14 protein-coding genes are annotated in these 16,133 nt (G+C 52.1%); 8 read left to right on the top strand and 6 right to left on the bottom strand.

All coding sequences use genetic code 11. From position 1 onward, the window contains the following. Positions 1 to 61: 61 nt before the first annotated feature. The gene (citC, locus tag ACXMYH_RS02315; protein WP_118530080.1) at positions 62 to 1,093 is read left to right on the top strand and encodes a [citrate (pro-3S)-lyase] ligase; all 1,032 of its coding nucleotides are present in this window, start codon (positions 62 to 64) and stop codon (positions 1,091 to 1,093) included. Between the two features lie 92 nt (positions 1,094 to 1,185). After that, entirely contained in the window at positions 1,186 to 2,685 is a 1,500-nt protein-coding gene (gene citX, locus ACXMYH_RS02310; protein WP_486555448.1) for a citrate lyase holo-[acyl-carrier protein] synthase, read from the top strand. On the opposite strand, the gene ACXMYH_RS02305 is transcribed toward citX, so the two are convergent. The 4 genes from ACXMYH_RS02305 to ACXMYH_RS02290 form a co-directional block, all read right to left on the bottom strand. Next, positions 2,642 to 3,115 (bottom strand): type IV pilin protein, encoded by a 474-nt coding sequence (locus ACXMYH_RS02305; RefSeq protein ID WP_118530084.1) that lies wholly within the window; start codon positions 3,113 to 3,115, stop codon positions 2,642 to 2,644. The genes citX and ACXMYH_RS02305 overlap by 44 nt on opposite strands. A gap of 161 nt (positions 3,116 to 3,276) precedes the next feature. Then, the gene (locus ACXMYH_RS02300; RefSeq protein ID WP_486555447.1) at positions 3,277 to 5,685 is read right to left on the bottom strand and encodes a xanthine dehydrogenase family protein molybdopterin-binding subunit; all 2,409 of its coding nucleotides are present in this window, start codon (positions 5,683 to 5,685) and stop codon (positions 3,277 to 3,279) included. A gap of 95 nt (positions 5,686 to 5,780) precedes the next feature. Beyond that, positions 5,781 to 6,245, bottom strand: a complete 465-nt coding sequence (locus ACXMYH_RS02295) for a (2Fe-2S)-binding protein (RefSeq protein ID WP_118297480.1) — start codon at positions 6,243 to 6,245, stop codon at positions 5,781 to 5,783. Positions 6,246 to 6,358: 113 nt separating this feature from the next. Next, complete coding sequence (locus tag ACXMYH_RS02290) at positions 6,359 to 7,144, bottom strand: FAD binding domain-containing protein (protein ID WP_486555446.1); 786 nt, start codon at positions 7,142 to 7,144, stop codon at positions 6,359 to 6,361. 198 nt (positions 7,145 to 7,342) lie between these two features. Between ACXMYH_RS02290 and ACXMYH_RS02285 the strand changes: the two genes are divergently transcribed. The 5 genes from ACXMYH_RS02285 (at position 7,343) to ACXMYH_RS02265 (ending at position 12,227) form a co-directional block, all read left to right on the top strand. Beyond that, positions 7,343 to 8,449 carry an ABC transporter substrate-binding protein gene (locus ACXMYH_RS02285; RefSeq protein WP_486555445.1) on the top strand — a complete coding sequence of 369 codons (1,107 nt, stop codon included), beginning with the start codon at positions 7,343 to 7,345 and terminating at the stop codon, positions 8,447 to 8,449. Positions 8,450 to 8,462: 13 nt separating this feature from the next. After that, positions 8,463 to 9,419: an iron ABC transporter permease gene (locus ACXMYH_RS02280; protein WP_329751788.1), complete on the top strand. Its 957-nt coding sequence runs from the start codon at positions 8,463 to 8,465 to the stop codon at positions 9,417 to 9,419. A 5-nt stretch (positions 9,420 to 9,424) separates the two neighbouring features. Further along, on the top strand, positions 9,425 to 10,405 hold the full coding sequence (locus ACXMYH_RS02275) for an ABC transporter ATP-binding protein (protein WP_486555444.1): 981 nt from the start codon (positions 9,425 to 9,427) through the stop codon (positions 10,403 to 10,405). A gap of 132 nt (positions 10,406 to 10,537) precedes the next feature. Further along, positions 10,538 to 10,924, top strand: a complete 387-nt coding sequence (locus ACXMYH_RS02270) for a winged helix-turn-helix domain-containing protein (protein ID WP_118530094.1) — start codon at positions 10,538 to 10,540, stop codon at positions 10,922 to 10,924. 232 nt (positions 10,925 to 11,156) lie between these two features. After that, the gene (locus ACXMYH_RS02265) at positions 11,157 to 12,227 is read left to right on the top strand and encodes an NTP transferase domain-containing protein (RefSeq protein WP_486555443.1); all 1,071 of its coding nucleotides are present in this window, start codon (positions 11,157 to 11,159) and stop codon (positions 12,225 to 12,227) included. A 216-nt stretch (positions 12,228 to 12,443) separates the two neighbouring features. Here ACXMYH_RS02265 and ACXMYH_RS02260 read toward each other — a convergent pair whose 3' ends face one another. Then, positions 12,444 to 13,847, bottom strand: a complete 1,404-nt coding sequence (locus tag ACXMYH_RS02260; RefSeq protein ID WP_118530098.1) for a uracil-xanthine permease family protein — start codon at positions 13,845 to 13,847, stop codon at positions 12,444 to 12,446. A gap of 538 nt (positions 13,848 to 14,385) precedes the next feature. Here ACXMYH_RS02260 and ACXMYH_RS02255 point away from each other — a divergent pair. Beyond that, positions 14,386 to 15,432 (top strand): transglutaminase domain-containing protein, encoded by a 1,047-nt coding sequence (locus ACXMYH_RS02255; RefSeq protein WP_118321689.1) that lies wholly within the window; start codon positions 14,386 to 14,388, stop codon positions 15,430 to 15,432. 26 nt (positions 15,433 to 15,458) lie between these two features. Here the strand turns inward: ACXMYH_RS02255 and udk are convergent, their stop codons facing one another. After that, positions 15,459 to 16,079: a uridine kinase gene (gene udk / locus ACXMYH_RS02250; protein WP_486555442.1), complete on the bottom strand. Its 621-nt coding sequence runs from the start codon at positions 16,077 to 16,079 to the stop codon at positions 15,459 to 15,461. Positions 16,080 to 16,133 lie beyond the last annotated feature (54 nt).

The following is a 16,133-nucleotide window of genomic DNA, read 5'->3' as shown; positions in this document are numbered from 1 at the left end:
CTCCGCAGAACTGTTATGGCAACATGCGCTTGGCTTGAATATTTTTGGAGGTGTTTTCGTTATGACAGATTTAAGTATTCATGAATTATCCCTTGGATTCGCTCACGATAAACAGATGCTGACCGATTTTCTCGCAAAGCATCATTTAAATTATGAGGATGATATCGAGGCGGCATTCGGCGTGTTCGATGCCGATGAGAATCTGACCGGCTGCGGATGCTGTGCCGGGAATCTTTTGAAATGTTTTGCGGTCGATGAAAGTCTGCGCGGGCAGAATGCGCTCGGAAGTCTCGTCTCCCGCCTTGTGGAAAACCGCTTTGCCGCCGGTCATTACGATCTTTTTGTCATCACCCGGCCGAAAAATAAGGTACTCTTTACCTCCTGCGGATTCTATCCGTTAGCGGAGACAGAGTCCGTTCTGATGCTGGAAAACAAGAAAAATGGACTCGACAATTTCTATAAAAAGTTTCTTGCCGGAACCGAAGATTCCGACAACATCGGCTGCATCGTCATGAACTGCAATCCGTTCACAAAAGGCCATCTTGCACTGATCACCTACGCGGCCAGAGCCTGCGACCTGCTCCACATCTTTGTGGTCGAGGAAAACCGCTCCCAGTTCCCGTTTGCGGACCGCCTGCGCCTTGTCCGCGAAGGAACCGACCACCTTGCGAACGTCATCGTTCATCCGTCCGGCCCATATATGATCTCCAATGCGACCTTCCCGACCTATTTCTTAAAGGAAGGCGAAGACGCCGCAAAGATCCAGAGTGAGCTCGATATCACCCTGTTCGCCTCCCGGATCGCACCGCTTCTTCATATTAAAAAGCGCTTTGCAGGGGAAGAACCGTTCGATCCGGTGACGAGAAATTATAACGAAGCCATGATCCGGATCCTGCCCCGCTATGGGATCTCCTTCATAAAGATCGACCGGATCACCACCGAAGGCCCGGACGGAAAACCGGAAGTTATCAGCGCTTCCCGCGTCCGCAAGCTCCTCGCCGAGCATGGCGTAACGGATGAAGTACTTTCCCTGGTGCCAGAATGTACTGCGAAGTATCTGAAAGAAAAGTTTTCTGCTGAAAGTACACACTAAGGCAGGAATCCGTTTCAAATCGGCTGCGCAGACGGGATTTTTGCCTTCAGACCTACTGAACAGTTACTTCTTTTACAACATGGGAGGTATCCATGAACCTGACCGACGTGATCACCGGCACTCCGGTGACTCCCGAAGAACTCCGCGCCGCAAGAGACCGGCGTATACTGAAAAAGTGGGAGCTGCTCTCCGCAGGAGACGGCTCCTGCCTTGTGGAATTTTCCTTAAATATTGCCGGAGCGGTGAAAGTGTTTCCTTTCGCCCGTGCCGCGTTTCGCGAGGAACTCCGGGAATTGCAGGAAAAACTCGGCCGCTTCTCCATAAAAAATACAAAGATCTGTGAAGAGCCAACCGGCGATCACGCCTTTTTTCTCCTGGATTCCCCGGAAATTCCGGTCAAACAGTTTCTCGTCTCCATCGAGGAGAGTCATCCGCTCGGCCGTCTCTTCAATCTCGATGTATGCGGACTAGACGGAGTTTCCGTAAAGCGGCAGGATCTTCATCTCCTTCCCCGCACCTGTCTGGTGTGCGGAGGGGATGCGAATACCTGCCTGGCCCAAAAGCGCCATTCCATGGAACTCATCCAGTGGCAGACGGCAAAACTCTTTAACGATCATTTCAGGGACCGCTCGGCAGATCTTGCCGCCTCCGCGGCGGTCCGCGGGCTGCTCTACGAGGTCTCAACAACCCCGAAGCCGGGACTTGTAGACCGGAATAATTCCGGTTCGCATTCGGATATGGACTTTTTTACATTTCTGGACAGCAGCGCTTCCCTGATCCCATGGTTCCGGGAATTTTTCTGTCTCGGGTGGGACCATGCAGACGAGGCGGACGAACAGATCTTTGAGCGGCTCCGCTATGCCGGGCAGCGCGCGGAGACCGCCATGTTCTCCGCCACGCACGGGATCAACACCCACAAAGGTCTTGTCTTCGCCTCTGCGATCCTCTGCGGGGCGCTGGGAAAAGTCCATGCAGGAAAGAGTCTGCCGCTTCCGGCCGAGGAAGTTCTCAGCGAATGCAGGAAGCTTGGAAGCTGTTCCCTCGGTGATCTGGCAAAACTTTCCAGGCATCAGAACAAGCTGTCCCCAGCTTCTTCCATTGATATGAACTCGCAGGATGAACCCAGCGCTGTCGAACCGGATTTTTCGAACGGCGAGCGAATCTTCTCCGCCTACGGAATCCAGGGAGCCAGAGGAGAGGCTGCTGCTGGTTTTCCTTCCGCTGTCCGGATCGGACTTCCGGCACTCAAAAAATGGCTTGCCGCCTGTTTTTCCTTAAACGATGCGGCCGCCATGGCACTCCTCACCCTGATCTCGGAGGTCGATGACACCAACATGGTGCACCGCGGCGGTCCGGAGCTCGCAAAAAAAAGCAAAGAGCAGGCAAAACACCTGCTCTCTGCTGTCACGAATGATTCATTCAAAGAAATATTGTCTTCACTGGACGAACAGTACATCGCCATGCACTTGAGTCCCGGCGGATGTGCTGATCTCCTGGCCGTCAGCCTGATGTTCCATTTTCTGGAAACATGCGGGATGATCAGCCCTGTTATTTCATCGTCACTTCCACACCGTCGTCCTCCGTCCATGTGATCTCGTAGGTGTCCGCTGTGTAAGTGAATCCCTGGATCTCCACCGATGCAGTGTCGATCTTCTTTAAGGAAACCGTAAAATCCGTACAGTCATCCGTGTCCTCTCCCACATATTCGTAGAGGAGACTGTCCGGATCATTCGGTTTCTTCATCAGATCTCCCGAAATCGCTGACAGGCGATCCAGGCTGATTGTTCCGGAAAGACCGTACTCCGCCTCGCAGATCTTCAGTGCCTCCGCGATCCGGTGTCCCTTTTCATAAGCTACCGCGTTCTTCGCGCGCTCCACATATCCATTGTAGACTCCGATGCTCACAGATGCAAGGATCACCATGATGACGATGACTACCATCAGTTCCACCAGGGAATATCCGCCCTGATCTTTTTTCTTTCGTTCTCTGAAGTTTCTGAAATCCCATATTTTCTTCGTCATACTCTGCCCCTGCTTTCTCTCTGCCCGGAGCAATCCGATGACGCGCCTATTCTGTTGTCACGAAACCTGCTCTTTCATGTTCTCGCCCCGGTTGATCTTCATCGTTACAGTTTGTTTATAACATATGGTCATATCGCATTCTATTGTCCGAATTCCGTCAATCATTTCGATTCCAGCACTGCCATCGCGATCTTCTCCGGCGTGATCGGCAGCTCATAAAATCTTGTCCCTGTTGCATTGTAGATCGCGTCCGCCACTGCCGGGAGCGGGGTGTTGATCACGACTTCACCGATCGATTTTGCGCCGAACGGTCCCTCATTCTCATAGCTCGACTCAAAATCGACCTGGATCTTTCCGATATCCACGCGGGTCGGGATCTTATACTGCATCAGGGAATTTTCCGCGAGCTTTCCAAGTTTATTGTAGGTAATATTTTCCGTGAGCGCCATTCCGATCCCCTGCAGGATCCCGCCTTCCGCCTGGACTCTCGCAAGATTCGGGTTCACCGGCGTTCCGCAGTCGACGGCGGCGGCATAATCGATGATCTTCGTCTCACCTGTCTCAAGGTCCACCTCGACCTCCGCGGCTCCGACCATAAACGGCGGCGGAGAGATCGGGGAGCTGTTCGTCACGGTCGCCTCGAGAGCGATCCCGTTTCCGCACATGGAGGCGGTGGCGATATCTGCAAGGGAAACCTGCGAAGTTTCTGAGGATTCCGCGGATCCGCTATTTTCCGGACTACCAGCACCGTCTTTTGCAGCCAGCTCAGCACCAGTTTTTATGTCTGTTTCTTCACTCCTGCCCGGAACATTGCTGCCTGCTTCTCTCTTTTTCTCTCTCCGTACAACCTTCCCGTCAAACACGACCTCATTCTCCGGGCAGTTCATCATCTGTGCACCGAGTTTGCAGATCTGTTCCCGAACCTGCAGTGCACACTTTTCGACCGCTTTTCCCGTGACATACGTCGTACTGGACGCGTAGGAACCGGAATCATACGGCGAAGTATCCGTGTCCGCGCCGAACACCGTGATCTCATCGACAGAGCACTCGAGAACCTCCGCCGCGATCTGCGCCAGGATCGTATCACAGCCGGTTCCCATATCGGCTGCACCGATCGACAGCGTGTAGAATCCGTCGTCGTTCACCTTGATCGTGGCACTTCCCACATCGACGGACGAAATACCGGATCCCTGCATCGCCATTCCCATGCCGACCGCGCGGACCTTTCCGTTGCCCATATCGCGGACCGGATATTTTTCGTCCCAGTGGATCATCTCTTTCACACGCGCAAGACAGCGATCAAGCGCACAGCTCGTATTGACCTGACCGTAATAGGCCGGCATCACGTCGCCCTCTTTGATGATGTTCTTCTCGCGGATCTCAAACGGATCCATGTGAAGCTTCGCGGCAAGTTCGTTCACCGCGGACTCCACCGCGAACAGTCCCTGTGTCGCCCCGTATCCACGGTACGCCCCGGCAGACATCACGTTCGTGTATACAACATCACTCACAAACCGGAATGCCTTCGCCTTCCCGTAGAGCGGGATGGATTTATGCCCGGAAAGTCCGACCGTTGTGGGACCATGTTCCCCGTAAGCGCCCGTGTTGGACAGCGTGTACATGTCGATGCCGTTGACGATCCCGTCCTTACTTGCACCGAGACGCACATGGACTTCCATCTCATGGCGCGGTGTAGAGGCGGTCATGCTCTCCTCGCGGGTAAAGATGATCTTTGACGGTTTCTTTGTCATCCAGGTCACATAAGCCGGATAAACCTCGCTGATCGATGTCTGCTTCGCACCGAATCCGCCTCCGATTCTCGGCTTGCTGACGCGGATCATGGACTTCGGGATATGGAGCGCATTGGCGATGATCCGGCGGCAGTGGAATACGATCTGGGTGGAGCTGACCACGTTGAGGCGTCCGTAAGCGTCGATCGTACAGAACGTCCGGAATGTCTCCATCATCGTCTGCTGACATGCCTTCGTGTGATAGACATGGTCGATCACAACATCGCTCTCCCTCAATACTTTCTCGATATCTCCCTCTCCCGATTCGTCATGGGCGCACAGATTTCTCTTATTGTCCGCCCCGACCGGAACAAGACTCTCCCAGTTGTCCTCCGGATGCACCAGGATCCTGTTGTCCTTCGCCTTCCTGAAATCAAGGAGCGGTTCCAGGACCTCGTACTGGACTTTAATGAGCTTTAATGCCCGGTCCACACATTTTTCATCGCGACCGGCAACGATCGCGACCACATCCCCGACGTAGCGGACATGCCGGTCAAGCAAGAGTCTGTCATACGGACTCATCTCCGGATATGTCTGTCCTGCCTGCGTGTACCGCTTCGTGTCCTGCGGGATATCTTCCCAGGTATAGATCGCCTCGATCCCGTCCACTTTCATCGCAGCCGTCTTATTCAAGGAAGTCACGATCGCGTTCGCATGCGGGGAGCGCAGGAGTTTTACGATCAGGCAGTCCTTCGGAGCGATATCGTCCATGTATACAGGCTGTCCGGTCACAAGCTGCATCGCGTCCTTTTTCCGGACAGGTTTATTTACATATTTCATAACTTTCGTCCTCTTTCTGTATTTGTAACAGTCTCACATCATTTGTTCTGCGTGTTGTCACGGTCCGACCGTCACACGCGCGCCTCACCGGACCGTCACCCGTTCTTTTCTTTCTTCCATGCGAGAAATGCCTGGATACCGCGAAGCTGTCCCTCGTAGCCGGAGCAGCGGCATAAGTTGCCCGCCAGATATTCCTTGATTTCCTCCGTATCCGGATATTCGTTTTCCCGGAACAGTGCCAGCGCGTTCATAATGAAGCCAGGATTGCAGAATCCGCACTGCTCGGCGCCCTGATCCGCGATAAAAGCGCCGAATTCCTTCGCTTCGTCCTGAAGTCCTTCCAGCGTCGTCACACTTCTTCCGTCTGCCCGCGCCGCAAGAACGGAGCAGGAAAGCACCGGCTTTTCATCTAAAAATACCGTGCAGAGCCCGCAGTTCGACGTCTCACATCCGCGCTTTACACTGTAACAGCCGTGATTCCGCACAAAATCGATCAGAAGAAGGTCTGCGTCGATCTCCTCCGAGATCTTTTTTCCATTTAATGTTATCGTGATGTTCATGTATGATTCCTCGTTTTTATCTGTTTCCAGTTTCTTTATGCTCCATAACGGACTGAGTTTCTTTCAGTCAGACAAAGCTTTCTTCTTTCAAACCGTTCTTCATCCGTCTGTTCTTATTCCCCCAACTTACATACCGACCGTCTCACCAGCACCCCGGTCAGATGGTTCCGGTACTCCGCGCTTCCTCTCGTGTTGGAGCCGGTCACGATCTGTTCTTTTACACACTTGGCAGCATACTCCGCGATGTTTTCCACATTTTTGTCCTTCATATCCTCATTGGACAGCGCAAAGAGAACCGCTTTTCCCGGTCTTGCCCCGATCGCGAACCGGTATCCGGCTTCTGTCTTTGCCGCGGCACAGGTGAGGACCGGAAAATCGGTCTGCGTGTTGCGGACGGACTGGTAATCAAACGATGCCGCTTCTTTTTTTACGATCAGCCGGACCAGGATGTCCCGGTCATACGGCATTTTTGCGTACTCTCTCAACGGAATGATCCCGCCTTTGTAAAGCTCCACATAGCTGTCCATCGCCAGAAACATCGTCAGCACGTCGGAAAATCCGTATCTTCCGTAAATACTTCCTCCGACCGTCGCGAGATTCCGGAACTGGACGCCGACGATGTGACGCACCGACTCCCGCACAGCGCCGTCCGTATACCCGTTAAGTCCCGAATCAAGTTCCAGATCTCTCAATGTGACCATGCAGCCGATCCGGAACTCGTCCTCCGTCTCCTCGATCGTGTCAAGTCCGAGTCCGGACAGGTCGATCGCCGTACCGATCTGCATCTTTCCCATCTTCAGCCAGACCATGCCGCCCAGGACCCGGTTGCTCTTTTTCTGGTTTAACTGCCACGCCTCTTCCAGGCTTTCCGCTTTTTTATATTCCCTGATGACTCTCATACCATTGCTCCTCATGATCCCTCAGAATATGCAGTTGTTCCCGCCTTTTCCTGCTCTCAAAAAAGTCCGGATCCCTGTATTCTGAAGCGTTCTTCAAAAATTACTTTTATTTTAACATACTTTCTGCTATAATTCCGTTATAGTTGGGAAAACACAACGATATTCCAGCAAAAAAAGATCGAAAGAGGACAAAAGATTATGAAAAAAAATTTCAAACAGCTCTCCGCTCTGCTCTTAGCTCTCGCATTATCTGTGAGCGTAACTGCATGTGGAAGCAACACCGCATCAACAACAACTGCTGCCGCTGAGACGACCGCAGAATCCACCGAAGCAGCTTCTGAATCCGCTTCTGAGACTTCCGAGGCCGCTGCCTCCGACGTGGAAGTCACCTATCCGGTTACCATCACCGACCATCTCGGCCGTGAGGTTACGATCGAGAAGCAGCCAGAATCCTTTGTCAGCGGCTACTATATCTCCACAAGCCTGATGATCGCGCTTGGTCTTGACGACAAGTTAGTCGGCGTCGAGGCAAAAGCGGACAAAAGAAATATCTATAAACTCAGCGCTCCGGAGCTCACAAGTCTTCCGTCCGTCGGAACCGCAAAAGAGTTCGATCTGGAAGGCTGCGCAGCATTAAAGCCGGATCTTGTAATTGTTCCTGTGAAATTAAAGGATTCCATCCCGGCAATGGAAGAGCTCGGTCTCACCGTGATCGCTGTCAATCCGGAGGATGACACAAAGCTGATGGAGACGATCGACATGATCTCCACCGCAGCAAACGTAGTAGAAAAAGGACAGACACTCGAATACTGGATCTCTGATACCACTGCAGAGCTTGTCCAGTCTCTCGAGGGAAAAGAAACTCCGTCCGTATATCTTGCAGGAAACAGCGCTCTGTTACAGACTGCTGGTCCGGAAATGTACCAGTCCACTCTGATCGAGCATGCAGGCGGCGTCAATGCAGCTTCTGAGATCACAGATACCTACTGGGCTGATACTTCCTACGAGCAGATCCTTTCCTGGAACCCGGATTACATCATTCTCGCAGCTGATGCAGACTACGATGTGGACTCCGTTCTGAACGATTCCGCTCTTGCTGACTGCACAGCCGTAAAAGAAGGACATGTTTACCAGATCCCGAGCGACATCGAGGCACTCGATTCCCCGGTTCCAGCAAACTTTTTAGGAAGCTACTACGTCGCTTCCGTTCTTCACCCGGACGTTGTAACTGAAGACGATTTCAAGACAGCAGAGAAGAATTTCTATGAAACATTCTATGGATTCACTCCGGAAAGTGCAAACTAACTCAAACCGAACCATGGCAATCTTAACACTGGCGATGACTTTTGTGGTCATCGCCTTTGTTTCTGCCCTGAGTACCGGAAAATATCCGATCACATTATCTGACCTGGCCGCCGGGGATCCGATGGCGCTCCGTACCTTCACGGTTCTCCGCCTGCCGCGCGCTGTCATGGGACTCGTCGGCGGTTTTGGACTCGGGATCGCAGGATTCGTCTACCAGACGGTCTTCCGGAATCCGCTGGCATCCCCCGACATCATCGGTGTTTCCTCCGGAGCCAGTGCCGGTGCGGCTTTCGCGATCCTGTTCGTCTCCGCCGCCGCGCCGTCCACAACGCTCTTCGCATTTTTCGGTGCTCTTCTCGCCGTCTGCCTTTCCCTCGGGCTCACCGCCCTCTCCCCGGTCCGGGACCATTCTTCCATCGTTCTCGCGGGGATCGCGGTCCATGCTCTCGCGCAGACCGTTCTCATGCTCTTAAAGCTCATGGCAGATCCGGAAAAACAGCTCGCCTCGATCGAATACTGGATCATGGGAAGTCTCTCCGGCGTCACCGCATCGAAAATCCCGTTTCCGGTCGTGATCATCCTGATCTCCTCCGCGCTGGTCTTCCTGCTCCACCGCCATCTTCTGGCACTCTCGGTCCGTGAGGATGAGGCCCGCATGCTCGGCGTATCTGTCCGGAAAACACGTTTTTTCGTTCTTTTTCTCGCCACACTCACCGTCGCAGCCGCTGTCAGTGTGACCGGACTCATCAGCTTCGTCGGTCTTCTCGCTCCGCACACGGCAAGACTCCTGACCGGGCATAACCGGAAGTCCGCATGCTTTCTCAGCGGTCTCATCGGGAGTTTCCTGCTCCTGACCGCGGATATTCTTGCAAAATCACTCGCCGCAGTGGAGCTTCCTGTCAGTATCTTTACTTCGCTCCTCGGAGCGCCGTTTTTGATCTATCTGATCCTCTCGGAAAGGAGGCGCTGATCATTATGTCTGAACATGTTTCCATTCAGGACCTCTCCGTCTCTCTGGGCGGTCATCAGATCCTAAACCATCTTTCCCTTTCGGTTGAAAATCCCGGGCATATGATCGCGCTTCTCGGACCGAACGGGAGCGGAAAGACTACCCTTTTGCGGGCCATATGCGGAGAGCTTTCCCACAGCGGCCATGTTCTCCTGAACGGGCAGGACCTCACAGCTCTCTCTCCAAAAGCTCTCGCAGGACTCGTAAGTTATATTCCGCAGCAGAGCGGGATCTCCATTTCCATGAGTGCGCTGGATGTCGTGCTCATGGGATTTTACTCCCGGTTGAAACTCTTCGAACAGCCGTCTGCCAAGATGCGGGAGGCAGCCCTCCAGGCGCTCGCTTCCGTCGGAATGGACGATTTTGCGAATCGGGATTACTTAACACTCAGCGGTGGGGAACAGCAGCTCGTGATCCTGGCGAGAACACTCATTGAAGATACTTCGCTCCTGCTCTTTGATGAGCCGGACAGTTCGCTGGACCTTGGGAATAAGTACCGGATGATGGGGCTGATCGCAGATATCGTACAGGCGGCACAGGGCGGTAGATCTGCTTCCCCTGCCTTTTTTCCCTATAAAAAAGAACCTGTCTCGACACATTCTCACACTGGGCCCGATTGTTTGCAACAATCTCACTCTTTGCGTGAATGCACATCATTGGCATGTAGCGCCGATGAACCAGATGGGCTATCTTACTCAACCGGAAAAATTCTCACAGAAAAAACTGCAATTCTCTGTCTCCACGATCCGACACTCGCACTCGCATACTGTGATATCCTGCTGCTCCTGAAGGACGGCACGCTGATCCACACGCTGCATCCGAAGACGGATCCTGTCTCCGTCATGGAGCAGGCTTTTTCTGAGATCTACGGGGAGGTGCGTCTGGTTCCGCTTCCTGATCCATCAAAATGCGCAGGGAATCGACTCGTTCTCCTGCCGGTTTTATAGCTATAGCCCCGTGATCCTGGTTGTATTTTCCATAAAACCGGCTCATGATCCTGTTCATAGGAAACCTCTGGATTTTCCTCATGATCCCTGCGCACCATACCACTGATGTACCCGAAAGAAGGTGATCTTTTCATGAAATCTGACATCCGCGTCTTTCTATGTGACAACGACAATCTCCGCTTCTTCGGTGAAGGTCCCTGCCGCCTGCTCCACCTGATCGAGGAGACCGGTTCGCTGCGGGCGGCAGCCCTCTCGATGGGGATGGCATACACAAAAGCGCTCCATCTCATGAAGCGTGCGGAAAAGAATCTTGGTTTTTCACTGACCGCCAGAACGATCGGCGGAAAAGGCGGCGGCGGGAGTGTCCTGACACCGGAAGCAAAGGAGTTTTTACATGATTATGAAACCTGGCGGAACGCCTGCATTCAGAGCAGCCGCGAGCTCTATACTCAGATCTTTTCTAAATATAGCCGAAACAACAGCGGCGCAGACGGCGCAAGAGAATTCCCTGGGAACTGATAGCGATCCGGTTCCGGTCAAAAAGCGGCATCTGATCATCACCGGAAGCCGCAGAAGTGGGAAGAGCACACTGCTGCGGGAAATTCTGACATTGCCGGATTTTCCGGCTGATACGATTTCCAGTGAAATATCTGAAAGTCTCCGGAATCCTGTCTCCGCCGACTCCTCTCTGCCCGGATCCTGCCTGCCAGTGTTTCACGGATTGCGAAGACATATCTCAGACATTCCGTTTTTGCCTGGTCAAGCCGAATCCCGCCTGCAGATGTTTCCCGGCTTTACAACACATGCTTTCAAACAGGATCGCGTTGAGCTGACTGACAATCTGACCGGAGAAACCTCGCGGATCGGAATTTACCGTCCAAAGTTCTCTTTCCATGCCTTTCCGGCAGATTCTGATTCCGGGAAATCGGCGGCTTCATCCGCTTCTTCCGGCAATCAGATGGTTCCGGATCTCAACGGTTTTCTCGGCGGCGGTCTTGCTTCCATAAAACGGGCGATCGACTCTCCCGCCGCTTTCGCCGTCATCGACGAACTCGGCTACCTTGAAAGCTCCTGCCCGGAATTCTGTGATGCCATTTTCCACCTGTTCGATACAAAGCGGGTGATCGCTGTTCTCCGCAGCCAGTCCACGCCGTTCCTCGACGCCCTGCGTGCCAGAGACGACGTCTATGTCTATGACCTTGACCATCCGGTTCTCCCCGTCGGCTGTGTGATCATGGCATCGGGGCTTGGAAAACGATTCGGGTCCAACAAACTGATGGCTGATTTTAACGGAAAACCGCTGATTACCCGGATCCTGTCCGCCACAGACGGACCGCTCTTCGCGGCACGGATCGTCGTGACGAGATCTCCGGAGGTCGAGTCTCTCTGCCGGGAGCGCGAGATTCCGGTCCTGCTCCACACGATGCCGTACCGGAACCACACGGTAAAACTCGGTCTCTCCGCGCTGTTGGGAAAAAATCCAGATCTCGCCGGATGCATATTTGCACTCGGGGACCAGCCGCTTCTCTCGCAGGAAACGATCGAAGCGATGGTATTGACATTTTCTACTCAAGCTTATCGTTCGTGCGGCGAAATTCTCCGGCTCGCATCAATGGAGCATGGAGAGGTCAAATCCCCCGGGAACCCGATCCTCTTTGATCGCCGGTATTTCAATGAGCTTCTCACACTTCCGGACAACTCCGGAGGAAATGTACTCCTGAAAAAATATCCGCAACATGTCCGTTATTTCCCGGCTGCCTCTCCGCTGGAGCTTGCAGATGCCGATACACCGGAGGAATTGGAATATCTGAAAAATTTTTAGAAGTCTCTAATGTTTTTTCTTCATGTACCACAACAAGTGAAAACACGCTTCACGAGTTTTCCCCTTGTTATCGCGACAGTCGCCAGGGTCTCGCGCAAGCGCAGACTTTGGCTCGTTGTTCGCGTAAATAAAACCGGAGATCATCCACGACATACATTCATCCTGGATCACCTCCGGTTTCTTTTTATCATTCTATTATCTTTTTATCTCTGACCTCTACAGGTTCTTATCATCCTTCGGAAGCAGCAGGTTTAACAGGATCGCAACCAGCGCCGCCGGAACGATTCCGGAACCGCCGAAGATCAGCTGGACAGCCTGCGGTGTCTGCGCAAGAATTGCCGTGTTCGCTCCCATTCCATATCCGACACCGAGTGCGACTGACACGATCGTCAGATTTCTCGGAGTCATATGTTCCTTTGTGATCAGCTGGATTCCGCTGACAACGATCGAGGAAAACATCATGACTGCAGCGCCTCCTAAAACAGCCTGCGGCATGATGGAGATGATCGCACCAAGCTTCGGGATCAGTCCGCAGAGGATCAGAAAAACTGCTCCTGATGCCAGAGCTGTTCGGTTTACGATCTTCGTCATCGTCACAAGTCCCACATTCTGGCTGAAGGAAGTATTCGGCAGAATTCCAAATAATGCTGCAAAAGAAGAACCGATTCCGTCACAGATCACGCCGCCGGAAAGTTCTTTGTCGGTTGCCTCCCGGTCCATTCCGCCTTCAATAACGCCGGAAATATCACCGACTGTCTCAACAGCGGTCACGATAAACATGATGATGATCGGTGCGATCGCACGGACATCAAAGACCGGCCTTACCGGAAGAAATTCCGGGATACTGATCCAGCTGGCTTCCGCCACTTTATTCCAGTTTAATACCCATGCTTTTGTATATTCTGCTCCATCCGCGGTAATCCCTGAATTCGGAAGGAGCAGTCCCATAATAACCGCTGCCGCATATCCGGCAATGATCCCGATGAGGATTGCAGAGTTGCTCGCAAGACCTTTCGTCCAGTGTTTCACCATGAGGATTACGATCAGTACGAACAGCGCCAGCAGCAGATTTTCCGCCGATCCAAAGTCTTTTGCACTGCTCCCGCCGCCAAAAGAATTCACTCCGACAGAAATCAGGGACAGACCGATCGATAAAACAACGGTTCCGGTTACGACCGATGGAAAAAATTTCCGCAGCGGCTTGATAAAAGCACCGAGAACTCCCTCAAAGAGACCTCCGATGATCGACGCTCCCATGATCGCGCCGTATGTTGCAACTCCGCCGCCCATTGTATCTGCGACACTCTTAAATACGCCGATGAATCCGGAGCTTGTTCCCATGATGATCGGGACTTTTCCTCCGATCGGTCCGATCGCATAGAGCTGTACCAGAGTCACAACTCCTGCGACAAACATCGCATTCTGCAGAAGGCTGACCTGCAGATGTGCAAATTCTTCGCTTCCGCTGATCCCACACGCACCGCAGATGATCAGAAGCGGTGTCAGGTTGCCGACGAACATCGCAAGGACGTGCTGGAGTCCTAACGGGATTGCCTGCTTCAACGGCATTTTTCCATAAAATTCATAGGGTGCCCGGTTGGATGTGTTTTCTTCACTCATACATTTTCTCCTTTACGTAAAGTTCCGGTTCTTCTGTTATCATTCTGCCAGACAGTGAGACCGGATTCTTTTTGTTTTTTCTGCCACGATCTGCGGTCGGGTTCCCATTTCCGCAGTCTTATTAGCAGTATTTATGTAGTGCATCGTTATTATAAGCACAAGTTTGAAAGATGTAAATACGTAAATGAAAAAAAATTCCATTTAAACCTTACAACAGTTGTAGAGTCAATGTTTTTATTGCTGGTATAAGCACTGGTAAATCATGGCCAAATATGCTATCCTAAATTGATCAGATACCAGGGTCAAAAGGTCGGAAATCTGATGCAAGCTTGCTTGCGAGAGGATTTTCGAACTCTTGACCCGCCAAAAACATGAATAAGTAGCCATTTTTCGTAGAAAAATGAGCGGATTATGAATGTTTTTGAGGATTGCGGGAGTGCAAAGCACGGAGCAATCCGGTATCATAGGGGGCAAAAGACCTTTTGACCCCAACATCTAGATCATTTATCACGATAACCAAGAAAGGTCTATACATACAATGGAACCATACTACTATAACCACATGGACCGGGAACGCCAGTCCGTCTACCGCGCCATGCACCAGGGACTTTTGAGTCTCGCTGACTCATTTCAGGTCCCGAAGATCGACGGTCATGCGCTGAGCGACATCTTCTTTGAACTCCGCCTGGACCACCCGGAACTCTTCTGGGCCGCAAGCTTCAAATATAAATATTACGCAGACTCTCCCAATCTGATCTTTATTCCGGAATATCTCTTCGAAAAGAGCAAGATCAAAGATCATCAGAAAGCGATGAATGCTCGGGTAGAAAAACTTGCCCGTCCGGCTGCAAAGCTTTCCGAAATCGAGAAAGAAAAATATATCCACGATTTCATCTGTGAAAACATTCATTACGATAAGCTGAAAAAGCCGTACTCCCACGAGATCATCGGTCCCCTCGGACACGGCGTCGGCGTCTGTGAGGGAATTGCCAAATCCGTCAAGATCCTCTGTGATGCTCTGGGAATCTGGTGCATGATCGCCCTGTGCGGGAATAATCCGGAAAAAGGCATCAAATACCGCCATACCTGGAATATCGTAAAGATTGGAAAAACTTATTATCACCTCGATGCAACCTTCGACAACAGCCTCGGAAAATGCTTCGAGACCGGTGCGGAGATCCGATATGACTACTTTAATCTCGATGATAAAGCCATCTTCCGTGACCATGAACCGCTGATTGCCCCGGCTCCGGCCTGCACCGACGGCGATCATTTTTACTACAAGGAGAAAAAACTCTCCTTCACAAAGCAGGAGGAAGTCTACAAACGTGCCCTGCAGACTGCGAAGAAAAACAGGACCTTCACCTTCCACTGGCGAGGCGGCTATCTGACCCGCGAAGTCTTAAAAGAGCTGATCGAACTCATCGAAAAAGCCGGAACCGAGCAGAATAAGACCGCCCACATCCAGCTAAACTGGCCCCAGGCTGTACTCAGGTTCCACTACGCTGATGATGTTTCACAGGCTGTCGTCACGATGGACGAGGCGAATGAAGGGGAAGATGGTACCATGTTATCTGACATATAAGTTATCACATAATCTCTACTTTCTTGCTAATATCCCGTGCTCTCCAACAGCTGTCCGATCTTCGAGACGAAGAGGTCGAACGCCACATCGTTCTTTCCGCTGTTGATCACGATATCCGCGAGAGCTCTCGTCGGCTCTACATACATGTAGTGCATCGGTTTTACGGTCGTCAGGTACTGGCTGATAATGCCTCTCAAGTCTCTGCCGCGCTCTTCCACGTCACGGACGATCCGTCTTAAAATTCGTTCATCCGCATCGGCCTCCACATATACCTTGATGTCCAGAAGATCCCGGATGCGCTCATCCGCAAGGAGCAGGATCCCTTCCACCAGGATGATCGGTCGCGGCTCGATCTTTATGATCTCGTTTGAGCGGTTGTGCTGGCTGTAATCATAGACCGGACATTCGATCGCTCTGCCGTCCTTCAATTCCTTCAAATGCTCCACCAGAAGATCCGTCTCCAACGAATCCGGATGGTCATAGTTGACCTTCACACGCTCTTTAAACGGAATCCCGTCCTGTCTGCGGTAGTAATTATCATGATAAATAACTGCCACATCGTCCCCGAAATACTGTTTGATCCTGTTCGTAAAGGTCGACTTTCCGGAGCCGGAACCTCCAGCAATTCCGATAATAACACTTTTCATTTCTGATCACCTCATAAAACGAATGTACCCGGTTCATCCCGGGTACGCTGCTAT

This window comes from Pilosibacter sp. NGB245 (genome assembly GCF_057397225.1).
Note: the sequence above shows the minus strand (reverse complement) of the source record. Positions and strands in the feature narration are given on the sequence as shown.